This window comes from Corynebacterium sp. 32222D000AT, from assembly GCF_053546955.1.
This window is the reverse complement of sequence record NZ_JBPPVW010000005.1, coordinates 139044-150069: the sequence shown is the minus strand read 5'-3', so window position 1 is coordinate 150069 and position 11026 is coordinate 139044. Positions and strand designations below refer to the sequence as shown.

Annotated in this window: 9 protein-coding genes, 2 tRNA genes and 1 pseudogene; 7 read left to right on the top strand and 5 right to left on the bottom strand. The window is 64.1% G+C overall.

What is annotated here, in order from left to right:
- Positions 1 to 24 precede the first annotated feature (24 nt).
- From ACEE23_RS04825 to ACEE23_RS04810, 4 genes and pseudogenes are all read left to right on the top strand, one after another.
- Complete coding sequence (locus tag ACEE23_RS04825; protein ID WP_368520522.1) at positions 25 to 414, top strand: NUDIX hydrolase; 390 nt, start codon at positions 25 to 27, stop codon at positions 412 to 414.
- A 62-nt stretch (positions 415 to 476) separates the two neighbouring features.
- Positions 477 to 1052, top strand: a complete 576-nt coding sequence (locus ACEE23_RS04820) for a TetR/AcrR family transcriptional regulator (RefSeq protein ID WP_368520523.1) — start codon at positions 477 to 479, stop codon at positions 1050 to 1052.
- A complete protein-coding gene (locus tag ACEE23_RS04815; protein ID WP_368521546.1) occupies positions 1049 to 1411 on the top strand; it encodes a DoxX family protein in 363 nt (120 codons plus the stop codon). The genes ACEE23_RS04820 and ACEE23_RS04815 overlap by 4 nt, the downstream gene beginning before the upstream one ends.
- 171 nt (positions 1412 to 1582) lie before the next feature.
- Positions 1583 to 2821 (top strand): annotated as a pseudogene (locus ACEE23_RS04810) (IS481 family transposase).
- A gap of 4 nt (positions 2822 to 2825) precedes the next feature.
- Here ACEE23_RS04810 and ACEE23_RS04805 read toward each other — a convergent pair.
- The 3 genes from ACEE23_RS04805 to mgtE form a co-directional block, all read right to left on the bottom strand.
- Positions 2826 to 2901 (bottom strand) — tRNA-Arg (locus ACEE23_RS04805).
- A 121-nt stretch (positions 2902 to 3022) separates the two neighbouring features.
- A complete protein-coding gene (locus ACEE23_RS04800; RefSeq protein WP_368520525.1) occupies positions 3023 to 4606 on the bottom strand; it encodes an SLC13 family permease in 1584 nt (527 codons plus the stop codon).
- 223 nt (positions 4607 to 4829) lie between these two features.
- Positions 4830 to 6194 (bottom strand): magnesium transporter, encoded by a 1365-nt coding sequence (gene mgtE, locus ACEE23_RS04795; RefSeq protein ID WP_448871265.1) that lies wholly within the window; start codon positions 6192 to 6194, stop codon positions 4830 to 4832.
- A gap of 189 nt (positions 6195 to 6383) precedes the next feature.
- On the opposite strand from mgtE, the gene ACEE23_RS04790 reads away from it, so the two are divergent.
- On the top strand, positions 6384 to 7031 hold the full coding sequence (locus tag ACEE23_RS04790; protein ID WP_448871267.1) for an NUDIX domain-containing protein: 648 nt from the start codon (positions 6384 to 6386) through the stop codon (positions 7029 to 7031).
- Between the two features lie 12 nt (positions 7032 to 7043).
- The gene (locus tag ACEE23_RS04785) at positions 7044 to 7346 is read left to right on the top strand and encodes an LOG family protein (RefSeq protein ID WP_448871269.1); all 303 of its coding nucleotides are present in this window, start codon (positions 7044 to 7046) and stop codon (positions 7344 to 7346) included.
- A gap of 14 nt (positions 7347 to 7360) precedes the next feature.
- Here ACEE23_RS04785 and ACEE23_RS04780 read toward each other — a convergent pair whose 3' ends face one another.
- Both ACEE23_RS04780 and ACEE23_RS04775 read right to left on the bottom strand, forming a co-directional pair.
- Positions 7361 to 8863 carry an MFS transporter gene (locus ACEE23_RS04780; protein ID WP_368520528.1) on the bottom strand — a complete coding sequence of 501 codons (1503 nt, stop codon included), beginning with the start codon at positions 8861 to 8863 and terminating at the stop codon, positions 7361 to 7363.
- A gap of 119 nt (positions 8864 to 8982) precedes the next feature.
- A tRNA-Ser gene (locus ACEE23_RS04775) sits at positions 8983 to 9071 on the bottom strand.
- Positions 9072 to 9337: 266 nt separating this feature from the next.
- Between ACEE23_RS04775 and ACEE23_RS04770 the strand changes: the two genes are divergently transcribed.
- Positions 9338 to 11020 carry an alpha-keto acid decarboxylase family protein gene (locus tag ACEE23_RS04770; protein WP_368521459.1) on the top strand — a complete coding sequence of 561 codons (1683 nt, stop codon included), beginning with the start codon at positions 9338 to 9340 and terminating at the stop codon, positions 11018 to 11020.
- Positions 11021 to 11026 lie beyond the last annotated feature (6 nt).

The following is an 11026-nucleotide window of genomic DNA, read 5'->3' as shown; positions in this document are numbered from 1 at the left end:
ACATAGGCGCTAAAATCGACGGCCATGATTGAAGTCGCCGCCATCGTCATCCGCAACCCGCAAGGCCACGTGCTCACCGTGCGCAAGAAGTCCTCCACGAAATACCAGCTGCCCGGCGGCAAGCTCGAGGAGGGCGAGGCGCTTGTCGACGCCGCCCTCCGCGAAGTCTCCGAAGAAGTAGGCCTCCACCTCGATGCGGAAAACCTCGACAAACTAGGAACCTTCGACGCCCCCGCCGCCAACGAGCCGGGCGAGACAGTCGTCGGCACCATCTTCACCTGCACCCACACCGTCACAAACGACGAACCCCACGCCGCCGCCGAAATCGGCGATATTGCCTGGGTCAACCCAGCAGCACCCGACCGCGACCTCGCACACCTGTTGCGCGACCGCGTCTTCCCCGCGCTGAACTAGCAGAAGCTGCCCATACTGCGACCCCATTGACCCTCAAGGCGCCAGGAACTACCCTTTTGAACATGTTCACTGAACACGTTCACTCACCACGTGCAGCCGCCAAAGCCGACACCGTCAGCAAGGTCCTAGCCACCGCCTACGACCTCTTCCTCACTCAGGGCTACGCCACCACCAGCATCCGGACCATCGCATCCGAGGCAGGCGTTAGCGTGGGCACCGTCATGGGAGTCGGCGACAAACAGACGCTGCTCATCCGCACTATTGGCCAGCATATTTCAGATCTGCACGACGAAATTCGGGGGCAATCCGATAGTCTCCTCGATGTCCTGAGACCTTTCCTCCAGATGTTTACTGGCCACGAAGAGCTCTCCCGCGCCTTTGGCGCGGCGCTCATCCAACAAGGCAACCAAGGCGAAGCGCTCACTGCGCTCAAAACGCTCCTGACAGATGAAATCACCTTGCGCCTCGGCTCCGGGTTCAGCAACGAAGATGCAACCGAATACTCCAACCTGCTGTACAACGTCTACCTCGGCTTACTCATCGGCTGGGCCGCCGGTCTCTACGACACCGAACACCTCACATCCCAAGCCGCTTCATCGATCGAACGTCTCAACACCGCATTTGGAGTCAACCAATGATTCTAGAATCCTCCCCCGCCTGGCCATCCCTGCTGCTAGCGACGATTCTGCTTGGCGACGCCGCACTCTCCCTCAAACCAGTCCCCTTCATCGAGGCCTGCCTTAGCGGCGTCAAACTTCCTCAAGACTGGTGGTGGGCGCTCATTGTCATCAAGTGCCTTGCAGCCACAGGCCTCATCGCCGGCCTCTGGTTCCCCGGCGTAGGAATTGCAGCCATGGTTGGCGTCATCGCTTATTTCTGCGCGGCCGCAGCAGCCCATATCCGCGCCCACTTTCTCGGCAGCGCGTTCTGGCTCAACTGTGTGGGAATGCTCGCATTCTCGACCGCAGTGCTCGCCCTAACGTTAGTACTGAATTAAGCACTCATTCCCGACGAAGAAAACAGAAAAACCCGAGCCACCGGTAAATCGATGATTCGGGTTCTACAATTTGCGGAGACGAGAGTGTCTGAGTTCACGACATATTTGACACCCTGTTCCTGCGACGGCAGTCCTGATACTTGACAGGTGAGTCGGGACATGTTTGACACCATGAACAGTCCCAACCGTAACCTCGCCATCGTCAAAGCAGTCCGTGAGCAAAAGCGAAGCCCATCACAAGTAACCAAGCAATTCGGCATCTCTCGCCAACGCGTCTACCAAATCCTCAACGCCTTCGACACCGGCGGCACCGACGCCATCGCGCCAAAATCCCGCGCCCCACGCACTCACCCCAAGCCGTGCCAGACACCGTGCGCAAAGACATCATCGCCATCCGAAAACAACTCACACGCCACGGACTCGACGCAGGCCCAGAAACCATTGCCTACCACCTGCAACAAGACGGCAAACGAGTCCCTTCAACCTCGACAATCCGCCGCATCCTCACCACAGCAGGACTTATTCACCCCAGCACCCAAGAAGACGCCCAAAAGCTCTTTCATCCGCTTTGAAGCGGCCATGCCCAACGAATGCTGGCAGGCTGACATCACCCACCTGTACCTAGCAGACACCACCCGCATCGAAGTCCTTGACTTCCTCGACGACCACTCCCGTTACCTCCTATCAATCACCGCAGCCCCAGCCTTTAGCGGCACACAAGTCGCCGAGGAACTATCACGCCTGATAACTGAATACGGACCGCCAGCATCCACCCTCACCGACAACGGCCTCGTCTTTACCGCCCGCCTAGCAGGGCGCAAAGGTGGACGAAACGCCTTTGAAAAAGTCCTCACCACCAACAAAATCCAACAGAAAAACGGCCGGCCAGGACATCCCCAAACCCAAGGAAAAATCGAGCGCTTCCACCAAACACTCAAAAAATGGATCACTGCCCGCCCACTCGCTAAAACCGTTGCTGAACTGCAGAAACGCCTTGACGAATTCCGCGATTACTACAACACCACACGCCCCCACAAAGCCCTAGGCCGACGCACCCCACACCAAGCCTACACCACCGGCGCCAAAGCCAGCCCAGCCCACAACCCAACACAAGAATGGCGCACCAGAAACGACGTCGTCTGGGACAACGGCAAAACCACCGTGCGCTACGCCGGCAAACTCTTCCACCTAGGCATCGGCCGCCAATGGAAAAGACAGAAAATCCTCATGGTCATCGCCGACAACCACGTCATCACATCACTAGCCGAAACTGGCGAAGTCATCACCGAGCACTACATCGATACCAGCCGCAACTATCAAAAGCCCTACTGGAAACAAACAGACCCACACTTAGCCCCAGAACAAAAAGAAACTGAGATGCCGGTTTGTCAACCATGTCGCGACTCATGACAATTGGTGCGCCCGGAGGGATTCGAACCCCCAACCTTCTGATCCGTAGTCAGATGCTCTATCCGTTGAGCCACGGGCGCATGTTGCCTAACTCGAAGAACTGCTGTTCTCTCGGCAACGAAGAATTACTATACCCGTCCTTGTGGCGAGTACCAAAACGCCAGCTTATTGCACATAAACCGGCGTTTCGGAGGCGGGTTTTTACAAGACCATCCCGAAGACGGGGACGGCAATGAAATAGGTCGCCAGGGTCACCAGGACCAGGGCGATGACGTTGAGCCAGAGGCCGCCCTTGAGCATCTCGCCGATGGTGACGTAGCCGGAGCCGTAGGCGATGGCGTTCGGCGGGGTAGCCACCGGCATCATGAAGGCACAGGTGGCCACGAGCGCGACCGGGACGGTCAGGATCATCACGTTGATGGCGGCCGCGTCGGTCAGGCCGATACCGACGGCCACGCCGCCCATAATCGGCAGGAAGGTCGCGGCGGTGGCGGTGTTCGAGGTGAACTCGGTGAGCACCAGCACCAGCGCGGCGACAGCGGCCACGAGGAGGAAGAGCGGCAGGACCTGCAGGCCCTTGGCCATCTCACCGACCCACAGGGACAGCCCGGACTTGGTGAACATGGCGGACAGCGACAGGCCGCCACCGAAGAGCAGGAGCACGTCCCAGGGCAGCTCGTTGGCGGTCTTCCAGTCCAGCAGGCGCACACCGTTCTTGCTATCGGCGGGCAGCAGGAAGAGCAGCAGGCCGGCGATGATTCCGACGATCGCGTCGTCGTAGCCGACCTCCCAGCCCTGCCAGTCGATGAGCAGCGGGACGAAGACCCACGAGATGGCGGCCAGCGCGAAGATGATGGCGACGCGGATCTGCGGGGCGGTCCACGGGCCCATGTCCTTGATCTCCTGGTCGATGAGCTCCTTACCGCCCGGGATCTGTTTCATCTCCGGCGGGAAGACGGTAATCAGCACGACCCAGGCCAGGAAGGTGAAGATGATGGCCACCGGCATGCCGACCAGCATCCACTGGGCGAAGCCGATCTCAATGCCGTGGGTTTCCTTCATGTAGCCGGCCAGCAGCAGGTTCGGCGGGGTACCGATGAGGGTACCCAGGGAGCCGATGGAGGCCGAGTAGGCAATCGCCAACATCAGGACGGTGGCGAACCGCTTCTGGTTCTTCATGCCGCCCACCGTGTCGGCGGTCAGCTGCAGCACGGACATGCCGATGGGCAGCATGACCACCGCGGTCGCGGTGTTGGAGACCCACATGGACAAAAAGCCGGTGGAGATCATGAAGCCCAGGATGAGGCGCTTGGGCGAGGTGCCCACCAGCTTGACCACCATCAGCGCCATGCGCCGGTGGACGTTCCAGCGCTGCAGCGACAGCGCGACGAGGAAGCCGCCCAAGAACAGGAAGATGGTGGACGAGGCGTACGGCGAGGACACGTCGGAAATCTCACCGACCCCGGCCAGCGGGAAGATAGCCAGCGGGATGAGCGCGGTCGCCGCCAGCGGCAGGGCCTCGGTCATCCACCAGGCACCCATCAGGATGGTCACCGCCGCGACGGTGCGCAGGGCCATGTGGCTGTAGTCCGCGTCCGGATCCGCGCCGCTGGAGTTCATCACGGTCTCCACCGAGCTGGCCGGAAAGATGAAGAAGACGATGATGGCGAGCGCGAGGCCGCCGACGATCCCGATGAGCTGGCGGCGCAGTTCACCCTTCTTGACGCCTTTGTCCTCTTCGCCTTCTGGGTGGGCGGTGGACTCGTGAGTCTGTGGAGTTGTCATGGGGAAACACCAATCTGTAAGACTGAGATATCGCGACTAGGTGATATAGCGCCTAGGTGTGCGCATATGGGGTAAGGAAACAAACAACACTTTGTTGCCTAATGTGGGGAACTTTACAAAACTTGTGTCACATATGCCACAACCTGGCCGCCTAGCCACCCCCGAAAACGGCCCGCGCGGGGCCGCCTCGACACCCGCTTAAGCCCGGTAACTCCCCCGGCCCCTAAATGCCCAGGACAGCCTTGGCGATGAAGAAGTAGATGATGAGGCCGGTGGCGTCGCAGAAGGTGGAGATGAACGGGTTGGAAAAGACCGCCGGGTCCGCGCCCACGGCCTTGGCCAGGATGGGCATCATGCCGCCCACCGTGGCGGACATGGAACAGACCAAGAACAGCGTGATCCCGATGACCAGGCCGATGTCGAAGCCGTAGGCCAGCGTGGCCAAGCCGACGCCGAGCAGGCCGAGCACCGCGCCCAGCAGCATGCCCACGCGCAGCTCGCGCCACATTACCGCCAGGATGTCCTGTTTTCGCACGTCGCCCAGCGCCAGCGCGCGGGTGACGGTGGTGGCGGCCTGGTTGCCGGTATTGCCGCCAGTACCGGTCAGCAGCGGGATGAATAGGCTGAGCACCACGGCGGCCGCGAGGGTCTCCTCGAAGGCGTCGAGCACCTGGACGGTCAGCAGGGCGGAGACCGCCAGCACCAACAGCCAGACGATACGCGAGCGCACCAGCTTCAGCAGCGGCGTGGACATATACGGCTGCTGCAGGGCCTCAGTACCACCGGCGCGGGCGCTATCCTCGGAGTCCTCTTCCTCCACGATGTCCGTGGCGTCGTCCCACGTCAGCAGGCCGACCAGGCGCTTGGATTCGTCGACGATCGGCATCGCCAGCAAGTCCAGGGGCAAAAACCAACGGGCGGTTTCCTCCGCGTCGTCGTAGGCATAGGCGAAGACCGGCTCGCGCATCAGGTCCTCGACCATGCGGTTGCCGCGGGCCATGAAGAGCTCGCGGAAGCTGACCACGCCGACCAAGCGGCGGTCCTTGCGGGTGACCGGCAGGGTGTAGATGGTCTCGACGGCATCGGCAGTAGCGCGCAGCTTGGCCAGGGCCTCGTCCACGGTCATCTCCCGGTAGATCTCCGGGACCTCCGGGGACATGCGGCGGCCGACCGAGCCCTTCGGGTAGCCCAGCACGACGCCGGTAACGTCCCGCTCGGTCTTGTCCAGCGAGCGCAGCAGGCGATCTGCGATCTCTGCGGGCAGCTCGTCCAGCAGGGAGACTCGGTCGTCCGGGTCGAGCTCGTCGAAGAAGGCGTAGACGTCGGCGTTGCCCAGCTCGTCGATGATATCGGCCTGGTGCGCGGAGTCCAGCGCGTCAAAGACCTCGATGGACTTCTCCCGCGGCAACAGGCGCAGCACCACGGCCGCGCGGACGTTGTTCTGGCGCTCGACCAGCGCCACGATGTCCTGGATGGGAGGCGTGTCTAGGAGCCTTTGCATGTCCGGCGCCGCTTTCGGATCGATTTCCCCTTCGGTCCGCAGCAATTCCTCTAGCCGATCGATGGCCTCGTCTACCGAGTTGCTCATACCCGCCACCTCCCTTGATATCCACACTGATTGGCGTTGGTTTGGTGCCGGGATTCCCGGCGTGCCTTGCTAAGAATAAACCCAAAGTGCGGAATTTGGGCAACGGACGCGACTGCCAGCCTTTTGCGCCTTTCGATGCACCGCATCAACCGGCCAAAGCGCCGGCGGTCCCGGTGTAGTCTATGGCCCATGCCCACTCCGACCATTAACGTCAGCGCCGTCATTTTCCGCAACCGCACCGGCCAGGTGCTCACCGTCCGCAAGGCCGGCACCGAGCTCTTCCAGTTCCCCGGTGGGAAGCCGGAGCCGGGCGAAAACGCCCGTCAGGCCGCGGTGCGCGAGGTGGCCGAGGAGCTGGGCGTGGAACTTGCCGGCGCGGCGTTGAAGGAGCTCGGCACGTTTAACGCCCCGGCGGCCCACGAGGCCGGGTACGCCGTGTCCGCCGCGGTCTTTAGCTACCCCTACGAGGTTTCCGCCCAGGCCAGCCACGAGATCGCCGAGCTGGCCTGGGTCAACCCGCACGCGCCGGACAAGCCGCTCGCCCCGCTGCTGGCCGAGGAGGTTTTCCCGGCGCTGGCGGCAAGATCCGCGCCGCACTCAGTCGCGGTGTACACCGGCGCGAGCACCGGCACGGACCCGCACAACCTGGAGCTGGCGCGGGAGCTGGGCACCGCGCTGGGCACCCACGGGGTGCGCCTTATCTACGGCGGCGGCAAGGTCGGGCTGATGGGCGCGGTGGCGGACGCCGCCCACGCCGCCGGCGCGCCCATCACCGGGGTCATCCCCCAGCACCTGGTCGACGGCGAAATCGCCCACCCGGGCCTCGACCGGCTGTAGGTAGTAGAGACCATGCACGAGCGCAAGCAGCGCATGAGCGATCTGGCCGAGGCCTGCGTGGCTCTGCCGGGCGGCGCCGGGACCTTGGACGAGTTCTTCGACGTCTGGACCCGCCAGCAGCTGGGCCTGCACGCCACGCCCCTGGCCCTGTTCGGCGCGGCCTTCTGGGCCCCACTGGTGGACCTGCTGGACCACCTGGTGGAGCAGGGCCTGGTGCGCGCTGCCGACCGAGACAGCCTCATCGTGGCGGACACCGCCGAGGAGCTCTTCGCCCAGCTGGACCGCTGGGTCGCGCCCCGGCCCAAGTGGTCCTAATCAGCCGCCCGCGCCTAGCGCCGGCGCCCCACCCGGTCGGCCACGCCGAAGCCCAGGGCCGCCAGGCAGACCGCGGTAATCATGGCGAAGCCCATGATGATGGCCCCGGGCCAATCGGCGTCGGTGTTGCCCAGGGTGGCGAAGACGATGGCGGTGGTCACCGCCAGGCCAACCGCGGTGCCGATTCGCTGCCCGGTCTGCATGACCGCGCCGGAGGAGCCGGCGTAGTTGGCGGGCACTTCGGCCAGCGTCAGCGTCTGGTTCGGGGAAACCACCGCGCCCTGGCCGGCGCCAACGAAGCACAGGGTGAGCACCAGCCACCACTCGCTGACGGACCAGTGCGTGGTCCCCCAAATCACCGCGATGGTCGTCACCAGACCGAAGAGCGTGGTCAGCATGCCGATAATCACCACGCGCCGCCCGTAGACCGAGACGCTCTTGCCGGCCAGGGTGGCGGTCACGGAGTTCAGCAGCGCCGAGGGTAGGCCCACGCAGCCGGCCACCAGCGCGGAGTAGCCCAGCCCGTTCTGGAAGTACAGCGCGACCAGCACCCAGATGCTGGTAATGCCCATGAACCACAGCGTCGCGATGATGGTGCCGTTGCGGAAGGTAAAGGTCTGGAAGATACCCAGGTCCACCATCGGCTCGTGGCCGGTGGACTTGTGGTGGCGCTCCCAGGCCACCCAGATGGCCACGCAGACCGCCCCGGCCGGCAGGAGGGCCCAGACCCACCGCGAGCCGGAGGATTCCACGAACGGGAAGAGCACGCACAGCACCGCCAGCCCCAGCAGCAGCGCGCCGACCGGGTCAAGGGACTTAAACGCCTGCCACGCGCCGACCTTCTCCCCGGCGCTGTCGCGCACCCTAGAAAACAGCGGCCGCGGGAACCACATGAGCCCTAAGACGATGGCCAGAAGCCCGATGGGGAAATTGACCAGCATGGTCAGGCGCCAGCCCAGGTCCGCGCCGCCGATGCGGATGAGGAAGCCGCCCAGCACCGGCCCGATGGCCACCGCCACACCCACGGTGGAGCCGAAGTAGCCGAAGGCCCTGCCGCGCTCCGCGCCGCGGAAGTACTGCTGGATCATGCCCACGCCCTGCGGGTTGAGCAGGCCCGCGCCCACCCCCTGGATGAAGCGGGAGAGGTTGAGCGACTCGGCGTTCGGCGCAAACCCCGCCGAGGCGCTGGCCAGGGTGTAGATCGCAATGCCGCCGAGGAAGATGCCGCCGCGGCCCACCAGGTCCCCGGCGCGCCCGGCGGCCACCAGCACCACGCCGAAGGTGAGCGCGTAACCGGACAGCACCCACTGCACGTCGGAGTCGCTGGCGTCCAGGCCGGCCTGGATGGACGGCAGGGCCACGTTGACGATGGACACGCTAATCAGCGACATGAAGATCGCGACAAGCAGGACGATGAGCACGCGCCACCGGGCGGGATCCTGCCCGGCCGGGTACTCCGAGGCATTCGCCTCCGATACTGTAGATGCGTCGTTGTCTAAGCGCCCGGATTTTGTCATTACACTACTTATACTCTGCTCGCGCAGATTCGCAATCCGCCGGGACAAGGCCTGCACAAAGCCAAAAACGCCCGCGTTCCGAGGAATAAACTACCTCGGAGCGCGGGCTATAAATGCGGCGGAGACGAGAGGATTTGAACCTCCGGCCCTCCGTTAAGAGGGCAACTCATTAGCAGTGAGCCCCATTCGGCCGCTCTGGCACGTCTCCAACGTAAAACGTGGTGCTACTAGCTAGCGCGAACCAGCCATCGCACCATGAGTTACGAAGATTTAGGGTACCTGTTAACCAAAACAGAAACAAACTCGCCCCTCCCTACCATCCCGGCAGCGCCCGCCAGACCCACAAGCCAGGACAATTCCGCTAGAAATAGTGACCCAGCGCACTTTTCGCGGCATAATCGGAAGGCAGGACGTCCACAGCACGAGCCACCACCCCGCGCCGTGCTGGCGCACCTTAACCGGAAAGGATTTTTCATGCGCACCACCATCGGCGAGTTCCTGCTGGACCGGCTCAAGGCCATCGGCATCACGGAGATCATCGGCGTGCCCGGCGATTTCAACTTAAGCTTCCTGGAGCAGATCGACGCCGCCAGCGGCATCCGCTTCGTCGGCGCCTGCAACGAGCTCAACGCCGCGTACGCGGCCGACGGCTACGCCCGGCAGCGCGGCGTCGGGGCCTTGCTGACCACCTACGGGGTGGGGGAACTGTCCGCCCTCAACGGGATTGCCGGTTCCCGCGCCGAGCACGTGCCCGTCGTCTCCCTGGCCGGTGCCCCGCCGCAGTACGCCACGGAGTTCCGGTGGAATATGCACCACTCCCTGGCCGACGGCGACTACGCGAACATGCTGGAGGCCCTCGCCCCCTTCACGGAGGTCTCCACCCGGGTTTCCCCGATGAACGTCGTGGAGGAATTCGACCGCGCGCTGCATACGTGCCTGCGGGAAAAGCGCCCGGTGCACATCCAGATCCCCTCGGACATCACGCACCTGGAGATCGAGGTCGACGATGCCCCGTTCAGCACCGCCCTGGCCCCCTCCGACCCGGAGCGGCTGAAGGCCGCCACCGAGGCCGTCCTCGCGCGGCTGGAGAAAGCAGACCAGCCGCTCGTGCTCATCGACCAGGACACCGATCGCCACGGTTTCACCGCGGCCCTGGACGCGCTGGTGCACCGGGCCCAGATCCCGTACTCCCAGCTGTCTTCCGGCAAGGCCATCCTGGACGAGAACGATCCGCTCTTCCTCGGCACCTACAACGGCGCCTCCTCCGCGCCGGGCGTGCAGGACCGCGTCGAGTCCGCCGACTTCCTGGTCACCACCAACCCGCGCTTCATCGAGGTCAACTCCGGCTCTTACACCCACCAGCTGGACGAGAGCGCCATCATCAACTTCGGCGACCAGCACGTCAACGTCGGCGGCGAATACTTCGTGGGCATCAACACCCGCGAGCTCCTAGACGCCCTCGTCGAGAAGGTCCCGGCCCGCACGCCCGCCTCCCCCGCCCTCGCCGCCGACAGTTCCGCCACCGACGATTTCGGCGCGGATCCTTCCACCCCGCTCACCCAGGCGCGCATCTGGCCGCGGATGGCGCGGTTCCTGCGGGAGGGCGACGTGGTCATCACGGAGGCCGGCACCTCCAACATCGGGCTCGGGCCGCTGCCGATGCCCACGGCGACCAAGTACATCAACTCCCCCATCTGGGGCTCGATCGGCTTCACCCTACCCGCCCTGCTCGGCTCCCAGCTGGCCGCGCCGGGCCGCCGGCACGTGCTCTTCATCGGCGACGGCTCCTTCCAGCTGACCGCCCAGGAGCTATCGACCATCCTGCGCCAGGAATTGGACCCCATCATCGTGCTGGTCAACAACCGCGGCTACACCATCGAGCGTTACATTCTGGGCATGGAGCAGGAGTACAACGACATCCAGAACTGGGATTATGGCGCCCTGCCCAAGGTCTTCAAGGCCGATACCACGATGGCCTCCTACAGCGCCGCCACCGAGGGCGAGCTCGACGCCGCGCTGGAGCAGATTGCCGCCAGCGGGACCGGCGCCTTCCTCGAGGTCCGCCTCGATCCCTTCGACGCGCCGCAAGACCTCAAGGCCTTCGGCCCGACCACCGCTGATTTCGATTTCGGCCCACGCGGGCCCCGCAACCCCTAAGGTTAA

Excerpts from the sequence above, each read along its gene's own strand:
- ACEE23_RS04825 (WP_368520522.1), top strand. The coding sequence starts at position 25 with ATGATTGAAGTCGCCGCCATCGTCATCCGCAACCCGCAAGGCCACGTG.
- ACEE23_RS04820 (WP_368520523.1), top strand. The coding sequence starts at position 477 with ATGTTCACTGAACACGTTCACTCACCACGTGCAGCCGCCAAAGCCGAC.
- ACEE23_RS04815 (WP_368521546.1), top strand. The coding sequence starts at position 1,049 with ATGATTCTAGAATCCTCCCCCGCCTGGCCATCCCTGCTGCTAGCGACG.
- ACEE23_RS04800 (WP_368520525.1), bottom strand. The coding sequence starts at position 4,606 with ATGACAACTCCACAGACTCACGAGTCCACCGCCCACCCAGAAGGCGAA.
- mgtE (WP_448871265.1), bottom strand. The coding sequence starts at position 6,194 with ATGAGCAACTCGGTAGACGAGGCCATCGATCGGCTAGAGGAATTGCTG.
- ACEE23_RS04790 (WP_448871267.1), top strand. The coding sequence starts at position 6,384 with ATGCCCACTCCGACCATTAACGTCAGCGCCGTCATTTTCCGCAACCGC.
- ACEE23_RS04785 (WP_448871269.1), top strand. The coding sequence starts at position 7,044 with ATGCACGAGCGCAAGCAGCGCATGAGCGATCTGGCCGAGGCCTGCGTG.
- ACEE23_RS04780 (WP_368520528.1), bottom strand. The coding sequence starts at position 8,863 with ATGACAAAATCCGGGCGCTTAGACAACGACGCATCTACAGTATCGGAG.
- ACEE23_RS04770 (WP_368521459.1), top strand. The coding sequence starts at position 9,338 with ATGCGCACCACCATCGGCGAGTTCCTGCTGGACCGGCTCAAGGCCATC.